Raw genomic sequence first — 18,494 nt, 5'->3', positions numbered from 1 at the left:
CACCCGGTCGCTTCGCGACCGACCTCCCCACAAGGGGGAGGCAGACCAATCGCAAAGGGATTAAGACCCATGCCTCGCGTTCTCGTTTCCGACAAACTCTCCACCACCGCCGTCCAGATTTTCAAGGATCGGGGCGTCGAGGTCGACTACCTGCCCGACCTCGGTAAGGACAAGGAAAAGCTGCTCGAAGTCATCGGCAAATATGACGGCCTGGCCATCCGCTCGGCGACCAAGGTCACCGAAAAGCTGATCGCTGCGGCGACCAATCTCAAGGTCATCGGCCGCGCCGGCATAGGCGTCGACAATGTCGATATTCCTGCCGCCTCGCGGCGCGGTATCATCGTCATGAACACGCCCTTCGGCAATTCGATCACCACCGCCGAACACGCCATCGCGCTGATGTTCGCGGTCGCCCGCCAACTGCCCGAGGCCAATGCCTCGACCCATGCCGGCAAGTGGGAAAAGAACCGCTTCATGGGCGTCGAGATCACCGGCAAGACGCTCGGCCTGATCGGCTGCGGCAACATCGGCTCGATCGTCGCCACGCGCGCCGTCGGCCTCAAGATGCATGTCGTTGCCTTCGATCCGTTCCTGTCGGAGCATCGCGCCGAAGAACTCGGCGTCGAAAAGGTCGAGCTCGACGAGTTGTTCGCCCGCGCCGATTTCATCACGCTGCATACGCCGCTGACCGACAAGACGCGCAACATCATCAACGCCGAGTCCATCGCCAAGATGAAGACGGGCGTGCGCATCATCAACTGCGCCCGCGGCGGCCTGATCGTCGAGAAGGACCTGATCGCCGGCCTGAAAAGCGGCAAGGTGGCAGGCGCCGGCATCGACGTGTTCGAGGTGGAACCGGCTGAGCAAAACGAACTGTTCGGCATGGACAACGTCGTCTGCACCCCGCATCTCGGCGCCTCGACCTCGGAAGCGCAGGAGAACGTCGCCTTGCAGGTGGCCGAGCAGATGGCCGACTATCTGGTCAAGGGTGCTGTTTCCAACGCCATCAACATGCCGTCCATCACCGCTGAGGAAGCGCCGCGGCTCAAGCCCTTCGTCAAGCTCGCCGAAGTGCTCGGCGCCTTTGTCGGCCAGGTGACGGAAGACCCGATCACCGAGGTCGAGATCCTGTTCGACGGCCAGACCGCACAGATGAACACCAAGGCGCTGATCAGTGCTGCGCTCGCCGGCCTGATCCGGCCGCAGGTCTCCGACGTCAACATGGTGTCGGCGCCGATCATGGTGAAGGAGCGCGGCATCATCGTCGCCGAGGTCAAGCGCGACAAGTCTGGCGTGTTCGACGGATACATCAAGCTGAGCGTGAAGACCGAGCATATGACCCGCTCGATCGCCGGCACGTGCTTCTCCGACGGCAAGCCGCGTTTCATCCAGATCAAGGGCATCAATCTCGATGCCGAGGTCGGCCAACACATGCTCTATACCACCAACGCCGACGCGCCTGGCATCATCGGCCTGCTCGGCACCGTGTGCGGCGAGAGCGGCGTCAATATCGCCAACTTCCAGCTCGGCCGCGACCAGCCGGGTGGCAATGCGATCGCCTTGCTCTATCTCGACGCACCGTTCCCCGAAGACGTGCTCGCCAAGGTGCGCGACCACAAGTCGATCGACTCGGCCAAGCGCCTGCAGTTCGACGTCAACGGAATCTGACAAAGCCTCCCAAGGCACGAAAGGCGCGGGCCGATCCCCGCGCCTTTTTCTTTTCAGGCATCGGAGCTGTGTTTTTCGGCAGCCAAAAGCTCCTCGGCGCTCGCCATTTTCCGCCCGCTGTGCTCGGCAAGCCAGATGCCGCCGAGCACCAGCACGATGGCGAATGCGTGGTAGAGCTGGAAGTCCTCGCCGATGATCATCACCGACAACAACGTGCCGAAGATCGGCACCATGTTGATGAACAGGCCCGCACGATTGGCGCCGATGAGTTCGACACCCCTGATGTAGAAGATCTGCGCCAGGATCGAGGGAAACAGCACCATGTAGGCGGTGATCGCCCAGCCCGTCGCGTCGGGCGCGATGGCCCTGCCAGTGCCGATTTCCCAGGCGACGAACGGAAGAGAGGTGACGAAGGCTGCCGATGTCATGACGATCATCAGGCTCAGCCAGTGGATGTCCGGCTTGAAGCGCAGCGCAACTGTGTAGGCACTGTAGACGAGAACGGCGATCAGCATCAGCGCATCGCCGAAATTCATGTCGAGCGCGAGCAAGCTCCTGAGATCGCCATGGCTGGCGGTCAGCGCGATGCCTGTCAGCGACAACAGGAAGCCCAGAATCTGGCCCCAGCTGACCCGCATGCGAAACAGGATGAAGTTGGCGGCAAAGATGACCATGGGCATGCCGGCCTGCTCGATGCTGGCATTGATGGCCGAGGTGAAATTGAGCGCCGAATAGAGCGCGGCGTTGAAGGCGGTGAACCCAAGCCCGCCCAGGGCGACGAGCAGCCAGATGTGCCTGCGCGCCACCGCCCAGTCCACCCGGAGCCTGGACCAGCCGACGGCGCCGAGAAATGCTGCGGCGAACGCCCAGCGCAACGAGGTCAAAAGCATCGGCGAGGCGTGGCCCACGGCAAGCTTGCCCGCCACCGCATTGCCACCCCAGAACAGGGTGGTCGCCAACAGCAGGACATAGGCGTTTCGATGCATGCGGCCGGACTTTCGCTGGCGAGGGGCACCATGCCGGCCTAGGCGCTGGCTTTCGGCATGTAAATGCGCCCAAAGGCTGAATTTGTTGTGCCTGAGGCGGCAAAGAAAGGTCGCACATCCAATTGCTTGGCGTTATAGAGGCCTGTCATTTTGCACTGTTCGCGGCCTCAGCCGCGATGTCGGAAGGAAAATATTATGGCCAATGTGGTGGTCGTCGGTTCCCAGTGGGGCGACGAAGGCAAGGGCAAGATCGTCGACTGGCTGTCGGAGCGCGCCGATGTGGTGGTGCGTTTCCAGGGCGGGCATAATGCCGGCCATACGCTGGTGGTCGACGGTGTGGTCTACAAGCTGTCGCTGCTGCCATCCGGCGTCGTGCGCGAGGGCAAGCTGTCGATCATCGGCAATGGCGTGGTCTTCGACCCGCATGCCTTTGTCGCCGAGATCGAGAAGATCCGCGCCCAGGGCGTCGAGATCGGCCCCGATCGCCTGAAAATAGCCGAAAACACCGCGCTTATCCTGTCGCTGCATCGTGAGCTGGATGGTTTCCGCGAGGACGCCGCCTCCAATTCCGGAACGAAAATTGGCACGACCCGCCGCGGCATCGGCCCCGCCTACGAAGACAAGGTGGGCCGCCGTGCCGTCAGGGTAATGGACTTGGCGGATTTGGAAACGCTTCCCCAGAAGGTCGATCGTTTGCTGACGCACCACAATGCGATGCGCCGCGGCCTTGGCCATCCCGAAGTGACGCACGACGTCATCATGGCCGAGCTGACCTCGATCGCCGACAAGATCCTGCCCTACATGGACCGCGTCTGGAAGGTGCTCGACGACAAGCGCCGCGCCGGCGAGCGCATCCTGTTCGAAGGCGCCCAGGGCACCCTGCTCGACATCGACCACGGCACCTATCCGTTCGTGACCTCGTCGAACACAGTCGCCGGCCAGGCGGCAGCGGGTTCCGGCATGGGCCCGGGCTCGATCCACTACGTGCTCGGCATCACCAAGGCCTACACCACCCGCGTCGGCGAGGGCCCCTTCCCGACCGAGCAACAGAACGAAGTTGGCGAATTCCTCGGCACCCGCGGCCACGAATTCGGCGTCGTCACCGGCCGCAAGCGCCGCTGCGGCTGGTTCGATGCCGTGCTGGTGCGCCAGGCGGTTGCCGTCAACGGCATCAAGGGCATCGCGCTGACCAAGCTCGACGTGCTTGACGGCCTCGACGAGATCAAGGTCTGCACCGGCTACATGCTCGACGGCGAGCTGATCGACTACCTGCCGGCGAGCCAGGGCGCGCAGGCGCGTGTCGAACCGGTCTACGAGACCCTCGAAGGCTGGAAAGGCACCACCGCGGGCGCCCGCAGCTGGAACGACCTGCCGGCCCAGGCGGTAAAGTATGTGCGCTACATCGAGGAGCTGATCGGCGCCCCGGTGGCCATGCTTTCCACCAGCCCCGAGCGGGATGACACGATACTTGTGACCGATCCGTTTGAAGACTAGTTTTGGCAACTTTCCGGCGGCTGATTTGCCGCCGGAATCGCCGCGGCCCAGAAGAAGAGATAGGTCGACGAGAGAATGGCAGACTTCGTAGCGGTTCTGAAAAAGACGCTGGATGGCATGGGTGACACCACGCCGGCGATGCGAGCTCGGGTGTATGACAAGGCCCGCAGCACCATCGCGGCCAAGCTCGCCGCGCTCAACCCGCAGCCGCCCGCAGCCGTTGCCGAACGCCAGACCAAGTCGCTCGAGGACGCGATCGCGATCGTCGAGGCGGAATTCCATCCGCCCGTTGTGGAAGACGATCCGCTGGCCGAGCTGGAAAACGTCTTCACCTCGATCGCCCGCAATAAGGATCAGCCGGCCTATACCAGGGCGGCACCTGCACCGGAGCCACGCAGCCCGGTGACCCCGGTCGCGCCACCGCCTGCCGCAGCCCCCATTCCGGCCTACACGCCGCAGCAGCGCGAGCCCCTGCCCGACTTCTCGGCAAGCGACGATGACGAAGCGCAGGACGGCGAAGGCGACAACAGCTTTGGCGACGCCGCAGCCAACAATGGCGATCCATTCGCCAACACGCGGCAGAAGCCGCGCAAGCGCATCAGCGGCGGCCTGATCGCAGCGGCACTTGCCGTGGTGGTGGTCGGCGCCGGCGGCTATGCGCTGTGGTCCAACCGCGATGCCTTTGTCGGCAGTGGCAGCGACACGGCGGCGGAAACGCCCCCGCCAACGAATGAGGCAGCCACTCCTCCGCCCGCCAATGGCGGCCAGGCAGCACAAGCACCGGCAAGCGGCGAGCCCGGCAAGTTCACCCAGCGCATGACCGCGGATGGCAAGGAGGTCGATCCTGGTCCGGCCAGCGGGAGCAACACCGTCGGCGAAGGCACCTCGGTTGCGGCACTGACCCAGCCGGCTCCGGCAACGCCACCGGCGACGCCCGAGACCGCGCCGGCAACCCCTGCCACGCCCGCTACACCCGCCGAGGGAACATCGGCGACGACAACGCCTGCGGCAGGCGAAAACGCACCCGTGGCCGTCGGCCAGAAGGCGATCTTCTACGAAGAGCGCACCAGCGTCGCCCAAGGTTCGGCTGAGCCGGGTTCCGTCGTCTGGACGGTGGTACAGGAATCGCCCGGCGGCGAACTGCCGCCCGAGCCTGCCATCCGCGCCGAAGCGACAATCCCCGGCAAGGACATCCAGTTGCGCATGACGATCCGCCGCAACGCCGACAAGACGCTGCCGGCGAGCCATATCCTGGAAATGATCTTCCTGACGCCTCAGGGCTTTGACGGCGGCGGCATCGAGAACATCCTGCGCGTGGCGATGAAGAGCTCGGAACAGGACGCCGGCAATTCGCTGCTCGGCATTCCGGCAAAGATCGCCGACGGCTTCTTCCTCGTTGCGCTCAATGACACCAAGGCCGAGGTCGACGCCAATCTGAACCTCCTGCGTCGCCAGAGCTGGATCGACGTGCCGGTCGTCTACAAGTCGGGCCGCCGCGCGCTGTTCACGCTCGAAAAGGGCATCCCGGGCGACAAGGTGTTCGAAGACGCGATGAAGGCCTGGCAGGCCAAGGAAGCCGGCTGATCTGAAGCTTTCGCTGGCGCGGATGATCATCCTCCGCGTCAGTAGCCCTGGAACGGCGCGCCTGCAGGGCAACCATGACCGCCGCTTGCACGACGACCGAGACGTACCTTTCGGTCCCCGCGCGTCGTCTCACGCCAGAGATTCCAGCCGGCGGCTTAAAGTGGAAACACCTGAAGTAAGATGTTAGGTTGAAGAACGCCTTCGGCCGCGTCCAGGCTGACGGATATGACCCAGCCGACGGAAAGCCGAACGCCTTCGGTACATCATGTGCGCTGCGACGACAGATCTTCCGCATCTCGGCGCTTCCGTCGCACTCACCGACGGCGGCCTCAAGACAACGTTGGTCTTCCTGGACGGGATGGACCTGCCGTGTTTCGCGGCGTTTCCGCTGTTGCTCGATGCGGCCGGCCGCGACAGGCTCGACGGCTATTTCAGGCGCTATCTCGATATCGCCGAACAACACGACGTGAGTTTCGTGCTGGACACGCCGACATGGCGCGCCAATCCCGACTGGGGTGAGAAGCTCGGTTACTCCCGTACGGCACTTTCGGACATTAATCGTCGCGCCGTCGCCCAGGCGAAGGCGCTGCGAGCGCCCTATCTCGCCCGCGGCATGACGGTGCTGGTCAATGGCGTGGTCGGGCCGCGTGGCGATGGCTACCGCCCCGACATGAAGATGACGCCTGTCGAGGCCTCAGACTATCATCGCGACCAGGTCGTCGCATTCCGCGACGCCGGCGCCGACATGGTCAGCGCCGTGACCATGAACTATCCGGAGGAAGCTGTCGGCATAAGCTGTGCCGCCATGGGCGAGGGCCTGCCATCGGTGATCTCTTTCACGGTCGAGACCGACGGGCGATTGCCGTCGGGAGAGAGCCTGGCGGAAGCGATCGAGATCGTCGATGACGAGACGGACGGCGCGCCCGCCTACTTCATGATCAACTGCGCCCATCCCAGCCATTTCCAGAGCGTGCTGGCGGACGCCGGCAGCTGGGTCCAACGCATTGGCGGCGTGCGGGCAAACGCATCGACAAAAAGCCACGCCGAACTCGATGCCGCAACAGAGCTCGACCCCGGCGATCCTGACGATCTCGCCCGCCGCTATCGCGTCATGCGGGACGGCTTCGGTCACATCAAGGTTCTTGGCGGCTGCTGCGGCACCGACCATCGCCATATCGCGGCGATCTGCGAAGCCTGCCTTTAGGCCCCTGGCTAGCCTTCCAGTTCCTCGCGCAGCATCTCCAGCTCCAGCCACTCCTCTTCGAGAGCGGTCAGCGTCGCGCGCTCCTTGTCGAGCGCGGCTATGGTCTTCTGGAAGCCGTGCGGGTCGCGCTCGTAGAAGGCCGGATCGGCGATCTGGTTTTCCAGCCGCGAGATCGAAGCGGTCACCGCCTCCATCTTCTTGGGTAGGCTTTCGAGCGCGAACTTCTGCTTGAACGACAGCTTTTTCGACGCGGCCTTGGGCGCTTCGGCCTCACTGCGGCCAGCTGAGGCCTGACCACTGGCCGCCTTGCGCGACTTGCGGTCGTCGAGCTTGGTGCCTCCGCGCTGGGCCAGCATGTCGGCGTAGCCGCCGGCATACTCGATCCAGCGGCCCTCGCCGTCGGGCGCGATGATGCTGGTGACGGTGCGGTCAAGGAAATCGCGGTCGTGGCTGACCAGGATGACGGTGCCGGCGAAACCGGCGACCAGTTCCTGAAGCAGTTCCAGCGTCTCCATGTCGAGATCGTTGGTCGGTTCGTCGAGCACCAGAAGATTTGCCGGACGCGCCAGCACGCGCGCCAGGATCAGCCGGGCACGTTCGCCGCCGGAGAGTTCGCGCACCGGCGTCCGCGCCTGCTCGGGCTTGAACAGGAAGTCCTTCATGTAGGAGACGACGTGGCGCTGCTCGCCATTGATGACGAGGTTTTCGCCACGGCCATCGGTCAGGTAGCTCGACAGCGTCTCGTTCGGATCGACCGCCTCGCGCTTCTGGTCGAGGGTGGCGATCTCCAGATTGACGCCAAGCCGCACGCTGCCGGCATCGGGCTCCATCTCGCCAGTCAGCATCTTGAGCAAGGTCGTCTTGCCGGCGCCATTGGGGCCGACGAGACCGACGCGATCACCGCGCTGGATGCGGGTCGAGAAACCCTTGACGACTGAAAGCTCGCCAAAGCTCTTTTCGATGTTCTTGGCCTCGATGATAAGCTTGCCGGATTCTGCCGCCTCGCTCGCAACCATGGTTGCCGCGCCCTCGGCGCCGCGATGGCTGCGGAACGTCTGGCGCATCGTCTGCAGCTCGCCGAGACGGCGCATGTTGCGCTTGCGCCGCGCCGTCACGCCATAGCGCAGCCAATGCTCCTCGCGCACGATCTGACGGCCTAACTTGTGCTGCTCGCGCTCCTCTTCCTCCAGGATCTGGTCCCGCCATTCCTCGAAATGGGCAAAGCCGCGGTCGAGCCGGCGCGTCTGGCCGCGATCGAGCCAGACGGTGTTGCGGCTGACGCGCTCGAGGAAACGGCGGTCGTGCGAGATCAGGATCAGCGCCGAGGAGGTGCGGATCAGTTCCTCTTCCAGCCATTCGATGACCGACAGGTCGAGATGGTTGGTCGGCTCGTCGAGCAGCAGGATGTCGGGCTCGGGCGCCATGACGCGGGCAAGTGCTGCGCGGCGCGCCTCGCCGCCCGACAGGTCGGCCGGAGACTCCTCGCCGGTCAGGCCGAGATGGTCGAGCAGATAGGTGGCGCGATGCGGATCGTCAGCAGGTCCGAGCCCGGCTTCGACATAGGCGCGGACAGAGGCGAAGCCGTCCATGTCAGGCATCTGCGGCAAGTAGCGGATGGTTGCCGTCGGCTGGCGGAACACCACGCCGTCCTGCGGCTCGATCATGCCCGCCGCGATCTTGAGCAGCGTCGACTTGCCCGAGCCGTTGCGGCCGACAAGCGCGATCTTGTCGCCGGCAGCGGCCGTCAGTGCGGCGCCGTCGAGCAGCGGTGTGCCGCCAAAGGTCAGACGGATGCCGTCGAGATTGAGAAGCGGAGGCGCCATGTTTCAGAAATCCGAAGCAGGAAAGGGATGAGCGAGGAGCAGGGCACGGCCGCTGCCGAGCGAAATCCGCAACGGACCCCGCACTTCATTGGAAAGGGTCAGCGACGAGCCGAACGGCACGTCGACATTGTCGAGCGGCCACTTGGCGCCCTGTTCGGACAGCCCGGTCAGCTCGGAGAAGGCGAGCACCGAAAACAGCATGCCGTCTTCATAGTCGAAGCCGGCGCTGCCGGGCAGGAGCGGCAAAGCCTCCTGGCGCCCGCTGCTCAGCAGCACCTCGATGCCGGCTTCGGCAAGCCTGAGCGCCAGGGCGAAATGAAGGAAGGCGTGGTCGGCGCGGGCGCCGCCGAAGGCGCCGACAAGCACCAGCGAGGTCGCGCCGAGCCGAAGCGCGGCATCGATGGCCAGTTCACCGTCGGTCCTGTCCTTTTCGGCCGGAAAGGTCGCCCGCGGCAGGTCGGCAAAACGCGGGTCGAGATCTGATGGCACGGAATCGAAGTCACCGAGCCACAGTTCCGGCATCAGCCCGAGCGTGGCGGCATGGCGGATACCGGCATCTGCCGCAATCACCCTGCTGCCCGCCACCTGGCGGTCGAGGCGCGGGGTGCGGAAAAGCTCGCCGCCGAGAAGTATGGTGAACCGGGTCATGGCATGCGCATTACCAGCCCGGCAGCCGAAACGGAAGGCCGCGACGTGGTCGGTGGCCGGCAAACTACCGCTTGCGTGGCCTGATGCGCGGGCCTATTTGTTGAACCGCTCTAACGGGGTGCCGGTCGCGCAATTGCGTGCCGGCTGAGAGGCATAGGGAACCGTCCCGGCCAACCCGCTGAACCTGATCCGGTTTGTACCGGCGGAGGGATTAGATGCTTCGGACGCCCGGCGCTTCAAATTCCCTTTCAACACCAATGAAGGAGGCGCCGATGCGCTCGTTGATCCTGTCCATGACTTCCGCCCTGGCGCTGGCCACGGTTGCTTTCCCTGCCGCTGCCGAAGGCAAGCTTACCGTCTACACCTATGAAAGCTTCACCTCCGAGTGGGGCCCCGGCCCGCAGGTCAAGAAGGCCTTCGAAGCCGACTGCGCCTGCACTGTCGACTTCGTCTCGGTCGCCGATGGCGTAGCACTGCTCAACCGCGTCAAGCTCGAAGGTGCATCGACCAAGGCCGACATCGTGCTTGGCCTCGACACCAACCTGACAGCCGAAGCCAAGGCCACCGGCCTGTTTGCGCCGCATGGTGCCGCCGGCGCCGACGTCAAGGTTCCGGGTGACTGGAAGGACGACACCTTCGTTCCTTACGACTACGGCTACTTCGCCGTCGTCTATGACACCGAGACGCTGAAGAACCCGCCGAAAAGCCTGAAGGAACTTGTCGAGGGCAATCCGGAAGAAAAGATCGCGATCCAGGATCCGCGCACCTCGACGCCGGGCCTCGGCCTGCTGCTCTGGGTCAAGTCGGTCTATGGCGACAAGGCGCCGGAAGCCTGGGCCAAGCTCAAGGGCCGCGTGCTGACCGTCACCCCGGGCTGGAGTGAGGCCTATGGCCTGTTCACCAAGGGCGAGGCGCCGATGGTGCTGTCCTACACCACCTCGCCAGCCTACCACATGGTCGCCGAGAACACCGAGCGTTACCAGGCGGCATCCTTCGAAGAAGGCCACTACCTGCAGATCGAAGTCGCCGGCATCACCACGACCGGCGCCAAGAACCCGCTGGCCGAAAAGTTCATGGCCTTCATGACCAGCCCAGGCTTCCAGGACGCCGTACCCGAAACCAACTGGATGTTGCCCGCCGGCAAGACCGACAAGCCGCTCAACCCAGCCTTCGACAAGCTGGTGAAGCCGACCAAGACGCTGATCTTCAGCGCCGACGAGGTGGCTGCCAACCGCAAGGCCTGGGTCGACGAGTGGCTCGGCGTGATGAGCAAGTAGGCTCTGTCGACCTGCCATGGTTGCGCTTGAACACCCCCCTCTGGCCTGCCAGCCATCTCCCCCGCAAGGAGGGAGATTGGCTGTGGCATGGCCTGCGCCAACCTGCATGGTTGCAGAGGACAAGCGGGCGTTGAAGCTGCCGATCTCCCCCCTTGCGGGGGAGATGGCCGGCAGGCCAGAGGGGGGTGGGACGGAGCGCGACCTTCCTCGAGCTGGCAACCCAAAGCCTGCAAAATCTGATCCGTCATGTCCATAAGCCGCACCGACCCCCGCATCACCTCAGGCATCATCGCGCTGGCGGCCATCGGCATCCTGATCGGCGGCGCATTTGCCGGTCTTGGCATCGAGGCCGCACGCAATCCACAAGGTGCTGCCGACGCCTTCGATTCCTACCTCTTCCGCATTGCCCGTTTCACCCTGTGGCAGGCGCTGCTGTCGACCTTGCTGTCGGTTGTGCCGGCGATCTTCGTTGCCCGAGCGCTCGCACGGCATCCCGCCTTTCCCGGCCGCGCCCTGATCCTGCGCCTGTTTGCCATTCCCCTCGCCTTGCCGGCGATCGTCGCAGCCCTTGGCATCCTGTCGCTCTACGGCCGCGCCGGCTATTTCGCTGAACCGCTTGCGGCGCTGACCGGCGGCACTTGGCCCGGCATCTATGGCCTGTCCGGCATTCTCGTTGCCCATGTCTTCTTCAACCTGCCGCTGGCGACGCGGCTGATTCTGGAGGCGCTGCAGACGGTGCCGGCGGACCAGTGGCGGCTGGCGAGCCAGCTCGGCATGGGCGCCCGGTCGAGCTTCCGCATGATCGAATGGCCGGCAATCCGAGCAGCCTTGCCCGGCATTGCGGGCCTCGTTTTCATGCTGTGCATCACCTCCTTCACCATCGTGCTGACGCTCGGCGGCGGCCCGGCCGCAACAACGCTTGAGGTTGCGATCTATCAGGCGTTGCGCTTCGACTTCGACCCCGCGCGCGCAGTAGCCCTGACCCTGCTGCAGATCGCGCTCACGGCAGTTGTGGTTCTGGCGCTGATGCGGCTCGGCGCCAACACGACCGGCGACGCCAACCTGCCGGTGGCCCAGCGCAACTACATCAAGGCAAAGACCGGCGAGACGGCGTTCAACGCCGCCATCATCGTCGCGGCACTCGTCTTCGTCGGCGGCCCCATGCTGGCGACGATCGCCTCAGGGCTGGAGGCCGATCTCGGCCGCCTCGCCGGCGAAGCATCGGTGCAACGGGCGACACTGACCAGCATCGTGCTTGCCACGCTGTCGGCGACACTCGCGGCCATGCTTGCCCTGTCCCTCGTCATGGCGCGTCGGGCACTGGCCGGCCGAAGGACAGGCGGCGAAAAGACATTGCTCGAACGCTTCACCGACACCGGCGCCGGCTTCGTGCTGGTGGTGCCGCCGATCGTCATCGGCGCCGGCTGGTTCGTGCTGGTGCGGCAGTCGGTCGACGTGTTTGCGCTGGCGCCATTCATGGTCGTCACCGTCAACGCCGTTATGGCCATGCCATTTGCCGTCCGCGCCGTCCGCCCTGCCTATGACGCGGCCAGCGAACGTCACGAAAGGCTGTGCGCCCAGCTCGGCATCTCAGGCTGGAACAGGCTGCGGTTGATCGACTGGCCAGTGCTCAAGCGCCCGCTTGCAACGGCATTCGCCTTTGCCATGGCGCTGTCGCTCGGCGATCTCGGTGTCATCGCGCTGTTCGGCAGCGACGCGGTGCAGACCTTGCCCTACCTTTTGCTCGCCCGCATGGGCAGCTACCGCACCGATGACGCGGCGGGACTTGCGTTGATGCTCGGTCTGTTGTGCCTGGCGTTGACGATGCTCGCCGACCGCCTCGGCAGGGAGACTGCGAAATGACCTCGACCAGTGCCGCGGTACGCCTCGACCATGTGGTGTTCAGCTATAGCGACACCATGGTGCGCTTCGACGTGACCTTTGCACCGGGCGAGATTACCGCGATCATGGGACCGAGCGGCGCCGGCAAGTCGACATTGCTCAACCTCGTCGCTGGCTTTGAGATACCGCGCGAAGGCCGCGTGTTGATCGGCGACGTCGACGTGACGATCGCACCGCCATCCGAGCGGCCGGTGTCGATGGTTTTCCAGGAAAACAACCTCTTTGCCCATCTCGACGTCGTGAAGAATGTCGGGCTCGGTCGCTCGCCTGCGCTGCGCCTGGACACTGCCGACAGGCGGGACGTGGCAACCGCACTGACACGCGTCGGCCTCGCCGGCATGGAGAAGCGCCTGCCCCGCGAACTGTCGGGCGGCGAACGCCAGCGCGTGGCGCTGGCGCGCGTCCTTGTCCGCGACCGGCCGATTCTCCTGCTGGATGAACCCTTTGCCTCGCTTGGACCAGCATTGCGCGAGGATATGCTGGATCTCGTGGCGAGCCTTCATGCAGAACGCGGCATGACCGTGCTTTTCGTGACACACCAGCCCGAAGATGCCCGAAAACTGGCTAAAAACATGGTTTTCGTCGAGGCTGGCACTGTCGCGGCGGCTGGAAAGACTGCGGATTTCTTCACCAATGCTGGACCTGAAGCGTTCAGACACTATATCGGCGGTGAACGGTGATGACGCGATCACGCCGGGTTGCCCGGAAGCGGACATAATTTACAGCCAAATCGCCACATTGGCGGTATCGGCCTTATTGTGTCGGCGAGTCGTCTGTGGCTACGTCCATCTGGTCGGGCCCGCTTCTGCTTTGCCTGCCGCCTAAAGACTTCGAAAGGACGCGAGCTCTGCCCACCTGCCGCGACATGTTGATCGAGACGAGAACGCCCCGCTATGCGCGCCTGATGGTTGCCGTCGCGCTGTCGGCGCTTGTCTCGGGTTGCCAGATACTCAACCCCTCCGATGTCCGCGAGTCAGGCTTCCAGCCGTCCAACAATCCTGTCACCGTCGACAACGTCACCCGCAACGACAAGCTCGCCGAGATCGCCAAGGCGCAGCATCCGCGCATTCTGGCGACCTATGGCGGCGAGTATTCGGACCCCAAGCTGGAGCGCATGGTCGCCAAGGTTGTCGGCAGCTTGACCACCGTGTCGAGCAACCCGAACCAGACCTACCGCATCACCATCCTGAATTCGCCCAACGTCAATGCCTTTGCGCTGCCCGGCGGCTATCTCTACGTGACGCGCGGCCTGCTCGCGCTGGCCAATGATTCGGCCGAGTTGGCCGCCGTCATCTCGCACGAGATGGGCCACGTCACTGCCAACCACGGCATCCAGCGTCAGCAGAAGGAAGCCGAGGAAGTGTTGGCGACCAAGGTCGTCACCGACGTGCTCGGCGAAAGCCCGACCGCCAAGGCAGCGCTGATCCGCGGCAAGCTCCGGCTCGCCCAGTTCTCGCGCAATCAGGAGCTGGAAGCCGACGGCATCGGCATCAAGATGAGCGGCCAGGCCGGCTACGATCCGTTTGCCGCAGGACGCTTCCTTCAGTCGATGGCCGCCTACTCCGACCTGCGCGCGGTCAGCGGCGCCACCGACGCCAGCCTCGACTTCCTGGCCAGCCACCCCAACGCGCCGCAGCGCATCGACCTTGCCCAGCGCCACGCCCGCCAGTTCGGCGCGCCCGGCATCGGCCGCCGCGATCGCGATTCCTTCCTCGCCGGCATCGACGGCCTGCTGTTCGGCGACACGCCTGATGAAGGTTATGTGCGCGGCACCACCTTCATGCACCCCAAGCTCGGCATCTCGTTTGCCGTGCCGCAAGGCTTTGTCATCGACAACACGGCAGCCGCCGTCACAGCGACCGGACCTGACAATACGGCTATCCGCTTCGATGGCGTGGCGATCGACGCCAAGCTGCCACTGACCGACTACGTCAAGAGCGGCTGGGTCGCAGGCCTCGACCCGTCGAGCGTACGCGCCGATACGATCAACGGCAACGAGGCGGCCTTCGCCCGCGCCAGCGCCGAAGGCTGGCAGTTCGATATCGTCGTGATCCGCAATGGCGCGCAGGTCTATCGCCTGCTGACGGCCGCTCCGACGGCCAGCACCGCACTAGACCAGATCGCCCGTTCGGTCAGCTCCAGCTTCCGGGTCATGACGGCAGCGGAGAAGGCTGGTCTGAAGCCGTTGCGCATCCGCGTCGTCACCGTCCAGCCCGGCCAGAACATGGGCTCGCTCGCCGCCAGCATGGTCGGCGTCGACCGCAAGCTCGACCTGTTCAGGGTTCTGAATGCGTTGGCACCCGGCGCCTCGGTTTCCGCCGGCGACAAGGTCAAGATCGTCACCGACCGGTAGCGCATCGGCCCGGAAATCGAGCCGTTCGGGAAGCACGATGCAGGTCCAGGAGATCAGCGCTCAGGCGACCTGGAACGCCGGATTCTTCCGCTCCAGCGCTGATTTCAGCTTTTCCATGGCGCGGGTCTCGATCTGGCGAACCCGCTCCTTCGAGATGCCGAGCGAGGTGCCGAGCTCTTCCAGCGTAGCACCTTCCTCCGTCAGCCGACGTTCTTCGATGATCTGCAGTTCCCTCGCATTGAGCACGGTGAGCGCGTCATGCAGCCATCCCGAGCGGCGCTCGATGTCGATCGCCTCGCCGACCAGCTCGTCCGGCAAGGGATCGTCCGAGACCAGCAGATCCATCCGTTCGCCCGAATCGCCATCGTCGCTGAGCGGCGCATTGAGCGAGGTGTCGGGCACCGACAACCGCATGTCCATCAGCGCGACGTCGGCTTCCGACACGCCAAGGGCTACCGAAATCTCCTGATAGGCTGCGGTGCCGCCGAGCGGGTCGCCGCCCTGGGCGAGCCGGGCGCGCATGCGCCGCAGGTTGAAGAACAGCGACTTCTGCGCCGAACTCGTGCCGCCACGGACTATCGACCAGTTGCGCAGGATATAGTCCTGCATCGAGGCGCGAATCCACCAGGTCGCATAGGTCGAGAAGCGGACCTCACGCTCCGGGTCGAAGCGTGCCGCCGCTTCAAGCAGCCCGACATGGCCTTCCTGGATGAGGTCGCCCATCGGCAGCCCGTAGCGCCGGAACTTGACCGCCATGGCGATGACGAGGCGCATATGGGCGGTGGTGATGCGGTTGAGCGCGTCCTGATCGTGCCGCTCTTTCCAGCGGATCGCCAGCTCGAGCTCTTCGCCGCGCTCCAGATAGGGCGCGCGCGACGCCGCCCTCAGCATCATCTGCTCGCCAGACAGGCCTGCCCGATCCATATACATCTTGCGCCCCTTGTCCTGAGAGCAGCCAGACGCGCACCGCAATTGCCGCGCTGCCCCGCAGCGCCATTAACGCGCCGTGTCGTCGAATGTTCCGGGGCGGCTGGCGGCCTTCAGTTGCGTAGATTCACATTCCATTATTGCGTCAATTTTGAAATTTCATTCCTTATGTCGAGAGCTGGCTTCTGACAGATTGCCGCCAATCACAACTTTCCCGGCCAGCAAGCCGGGCACAAAATCGGGATCACACAAAATGAAGTGGTTTAAGTCGCTGGCCGTTGCCGCAACGATCCAGCTCGCAGCCGTTGCCGCCGGCCATGCCGGTGAAAATCTCAATGAGATCAAGGCAGCCGGCGTATTCAAGATCGGCACCGAGGGCACCTACGCGCCCTTTACCTATCACGACGCATCGGGAGCGCTCGTCGGCCTCGACGTCGAGATCGGCAAGGAAATCGCCAAGCGCCTCGGCGTCAAGGCAGAGTTTCTCGAAGGCAAATGGGACGGCCTGATCGCCGGCATCGACGCCAAGCGCTATGACGCCGTCATCAACCAGGTCGGCATCACGGAGGCGCGCAAGGCCAAGTACGACTTCTCCGATCCCTACATCGCCTCGAAGGCAGTGCTGATCGTCAGCGGCAAGAATGAGGACATCAAGGGCTTCGCCGACCTCAAGGGCAAAAAGTCGGCCCAGTCGCTGACCAGCAATTTCGGCAAGATCGCCGAGGCCAATGGCGCTGAGCTCGTCGGCACCGATGGCTTCGACCAGTCGATCCAGCTGGTGCTGAACGGCCGCGCCGACGCCACCATCAACGACTCGCTATCGTTCTTCGACTTCAAGAAGCACAAGCCCGACGCCGACGTGAAGATCGTCGCCGAAGAGGCCAAGGCCGACTTCTCCGGCGTGATCGTGCGTAAGGGTGAGCCCGAGCTGGTCGAGGCGATCAACAAGGCGCTGGCGGAGATCAAGGCCGACGGCACCTACAAGAAGATTTCCGAGACCTATTTCGGCGCCGACGTCTCGCAGTAACAGCATTGCCCTTCAGGCGGCGCCCGGCGTGGCGGCCGGCTGTAAGGCGCTCATTTTCCACCTCTCATTTTTTCCCATGAACTTGCCCGGAAAATCTGCGATTTTCCGGGCTTGTTTGTTGTGGAGAGGGAGCATTCATCTTGCCACACTGGCTTCAATTGATGCTGGACTCGCTCGGCCCACTGTTGTGGGCCGCGCTCGTTTTCACAGCCCCGCTGACGCTTCTCTCTTTCGCCTTGGGCCTGACCGTGGGGCTGGGCGCAGCCCTTGCCCGCCTGTTCGGGCCTGCCTGGCTTTCTGGCATCGTCCGCTTCTACGTCTGGATCATCCGCGGCACGCCACTTCTGGTGCAGCTGTTCCTGATCTTCTACGGCCTGCCCAGCATCGGCATCGTGCTCGACGCCTTTCCGGCGGCACTGATCGGCTTCACCCTCAATGTCGGCGCCTATTCCTCCGAGATCATTCGTGCCGCCATCAGCTCGGTGGCCAAGGGGCAGTGGGAAGCGGCTTACTCTATCGGCATGACATGGTCGCAGGCGATGCGCCGCACAGTCCTGCCGCAGGCAGCCCGCGTCGCCGTGCCACCGCTGTCCAACACCTTCATCTCGCTGGTCAAGGACACCTCGCTGGCTGCCGCCATTACCGTGCCGGAGATGTTCCAGGCAGCCCAGCGCATCGTCGCCACCACTTATGAACCGCTGATCCTCTATGTCGAGGCGGCCATACTCTATCTCGCAATGAGCTCGGTACTGTCGTCGCTTCAGGTCAGGCTCGAGAAGCGGCTCAACCGTTACGGCGGCTTCCTGGAGGCACGGTCATGATCGGACTGTCCCACATCGTCAAACAATTCGGCGACAATATCGTGCTCAAGGATGTTTCGGTCGAGATCCGCGAGGGCAGCGTCACCGCCCTCGTCGGGCCTTCCGGCGGCGGCAAGAGCACGCTGCTGCGCTGCATCAACCTGCTGGAAATTCCGACCTCCGGCACTGTGCGCATCGGCGACGACACACTCGAATTCCGCCCCGGCCACCGCGTCGCCACCAAGGCAATCCAGCAGTTGCGCCGCCAGACCGGCATGGTGTTCCAGAACTTCCAGTTGTTTCCGCATCGCACGGCGATCGAGAACGTCATGGAAGGGCTGGTGACGGTGCTGAAATGGCCAGATGCGAAGGCACGCGAGCGGGCCATGACGCTGCTCGACAAGGTCGGCATGGCGCACAAGCTCGACGCCTGGCCCGCGACCTTATCCGGCGGTCAGCAGCAGCGCGTGGCCATCGCACGCGCGCTGGCGCCGTCGCCCAAGGTGCTGTTGTGCGATGAGCCGACCTCGGCACTCGACCCGGAACTGGCGCAGGAAGTGGTCGACGTGCTCGGCCAGCTGGCGCGCGAGGGCACGACGATGGTGATCGCCACGCACGATCTGCGCCTGGCGTCGAAGATTGCCCATGAGGTGCTGTTCCTGGAAGCGGGCTCGGTGGTTGAAAAAGGACCGGCGAACGAAGTGTTCGGCAATCCGAAGCATGAGCGCACCAAACGGTTCATCGCGACGATCACGCATCAGCACGACCACGGCAAGGGCGGCGAAGGCTAGACCTCGCTGC

Annotated in this window: 15 protein-coding genes and 1 riboswitch; of the genes, 11 read left to right on the top strand and 4 right to left on the bottom strand. The window is 64.3% G+C overall.

The genetic code is table 11. The features are described from left to right. The first annotated feature begins 69 nt into the window (after positions 1-69). A complete protein-coding gene (gene serA, locus SLT36_RS06230) occupies positions 70-1,668 on the top strand; it encodes a phosphoglycerate dehydrogenase (RefSeq protein WP_432286338.1) in 1,599 nt (532 codons plus the stop codon). A gap of 53 nt (positions 1,669-1,721) precedes the next feature. Here the strand turns inward: serA and SLT36_RS06225 are convergent, their stop codons facing one another. Next, positions 1,722-2,654 (bottom strand): DMT family transporter, encoded by a 933-nt coding sequence (locus tag SLT36_RS06225; RefSeq protein WP_432286337.1) that lies wholly within the window; start codon positions 2,652-2,654, stop codon positions 1,722-1,724. Between the two features lie 195 nt (positions 2,655-2,849). Here SLT36_RS06225 and SLT36_RS06220 point away from each other — a divergent pair, with 195 nt between their 5' ends. The 3 genes from SLT36_RS06220 to SLT36_RS06210 all read left to right on the top strand — a co-directional run bounded on the left by SLT36_RS06220 (position 2,850) and on the right by SLT36_RS06210 (position 6,936). Continuing rightward, positions 2,850-4,148, top strand: coding sequence for an adenylosuccinate synthase (locus tag SLT36_RS06220; protein ID WP_067956749.1), 1,299 nt, complete (start codon positions 2,850-2,852; stop codon positions 4,146-4,148). Positions 4,149-4,223: 75 nt separating this feature from the next. Beyond that, on the top strand, positions 4,224-5,732 hold the full coding sequence (locus tag SLT36_RS06215) for a hypothetical protein (RefSeq protein ID WP_432286336.1): 1,509 nt from the start codon (positions 4,224-4,226) through the stop codon (positions 5,730-5,732). A 265-nt stretch (positions 5,733-5,997) separates the two neighbouring features. Further along, entirely contained in the window at positions 5,998-6,936 is a 939-nt protein-coding gene (locus tag SLT36_RS06210) for a homocysteine S-methyltransferase family protein (RefSeq protein WP_432286335.1), read from the top strand. A gap of 8 nt (positions 6,937-6,944) precedes the next feature. Here the strand turns inward: SLT36_RS06210 and SLT36_RS06205 are convergent, their stop codons facing one another. Together SLT36_RS06205 and SLT36_RS06200 are read right to left on the bottom strand one after the other, a co-directional pair. Then, the gene (locus SLT36_RS06205; protein ID WP_432286334.1) at positions 6,945-8,759 is read right to left on the bottom strand and encodes an ABC-F family ATP-binding cassette domain-containing protein; all 1,815 of its coding nucleotides are present in this window, start codon (positions 8,757-8,759) and stop codon (positions 6,945-6,947) included. Positions 8,760-8,762: 3 nt separating this feature from the next. Next, positions 8,763-9,407, bottom strand: coding sequence for a thiamine diphosphokinase (locus SLT36_RS06200; RefSeq protein WP_432286333.1), 645 nt, complete (start codon positions 9,405-9,407; stop codon positions 8,763-8,765). A 104-nt stretch (positions 9,408-9,511) separates the two neighbouring features. Then, positions 9,512-9,635, top strand: a riboswitch (TPP riboswitch). Between the two features lie 44 nt (positions 9,636-9,679). Between SLT36_RS06200 and thiB the strand changes: the two genes are divergently transcribed. From thiB to SLT36_RS06180, 4 genes are all read left to right on the top strand, one after another. Continuing rightward, the gene (thiB, locus tag SLT36_RS06195) at positions 9,680-10,684 is read left to right on the top strand and encodes a thiamine ABC transporter substrate binding subunit (RefSeq protein ID WP_154386628.1); all 1,005 of its coding nucleotides are present in this window, start codon (positions 9,680-9,682) and stop codon (positions 10,682-10,684) included. A 246-nt stretch (positions 10,685-10,930) separates the two neighbouring features. Next, complete coding sequence (thiP, locus tag SLT36_RS06190) at positions 10,931-12,547, top strand: thiamine/thiamine pyrophosphate ABC transporter permease (protein WP_432286332.1); 1,617 nt, start codon at positions 10,931-10,933, stop codon at positions 12,545-12,547. Beyond that, positions 12,544-13,266: a thiamine ABC transporter ATP-binding protein gene (thiQ, locus tag SLT36_RS06185; protein WP_432286331.1), complete on the top strand. Its 723-nt coding sequence runs from the start codon at positions 12,544-12,546 to the stop codon at positions 13,264-13,266. The genes thiP and thiQ overlap by 4 nt, the downstream gene beginning before the upstream one ends. 224 nt (positions 13,267-13,490) lie before the next feature. Next, on the top strand, positions 13,491-14,939 hold the full coding sequence (locus tag SLT36_RS06180; RefSeq protein WP_154386648.1) for a M48 family metalloprotease: 1,449 nt from the start codon (positions 13,491-13,493) through the stop codon (positions 14,937-14,939). A 60-nt stretch (positions 14,940-14,999) separates the two neighbouring features. Here SLT36_RS06180 and SLT36_RS06175 read toward each other — a convergent pair whose 3' ends face one another. After that, positions 15,000-15,869, bottom strand: coding sequence for an RNA polymerase factor sigma-32 (locus SLT36_RS06175; protein ID WP_192313749.1), 870 nt, complete (start codon positions 15,867-15,869; stop codon positions 15,000-15,002). Positions 15,870-16,119: 250 nt separating this feature from the next. Here SLT36_RS06175 and SLT36_RS06170 point away from each other — a divergent pair, with 250 nt between their 5' ends. The 3 genes from SLT36_RS06170 (at position 16,120) to SLT36_RS06160 (ending at position 18,484) form a co-directional block, all read left to right on the top strand. Continuing rightward, positions 16,120-16,893 (top strand): amino acid ABC transporter substrate-binding protein, encoded by a 774-nt coding sequence (locus SLT36_RS06170; protein ID WP_432286330.1) that lies wholly within the window; start codon positions 16,120-16,122, stop codon positions 16,891-16,893. Between the two features lie 140 nt (positions 16,894-17,033). Beyond that, positions 17,034-17,714, top strand: coding sequence for an amino acid ABC transporter permease (locus SLT36_RS06165; RefSeq protein WP_432286329.1), 681 nt, complete (start codon positions 17,034-17,036; stop codon positions 17,712-17,714). Continuing rightward, positions 17,711-18,484, top strand: a complete 774-nt coding sequence (locus tag SLT36_RS06160; RefSeq protein WP_432286328.1) for an amino acid ABC transporter ATP-binding protein — start codon at positions 17,711-17,713, stop codon at positions 18,482-18,484. Before SLT36_RS06165 ends, SLT36_RS06160 begins: the two co-directional genes overlap by 4 nt. The last annotated feature ends 10 nt before the right edge of the window (positions 18,485-18,494 follow it).

The sequence above is a fragment of the Aminobacter sp. BA135 genome, assembly GCF_050859125.1.
GTDB classification, from domain to species: Bacteria; Pseudomonadota; Alphaproteobacteria; order Rhizobiales; family Rhizobiaceae; genus Aminobacter; species Aminobacter ciceronei.
Note: the sequence above shows the minus strand (reverse complement) of the source record. Positions and strands in the feature narration are given on the sequence as shown.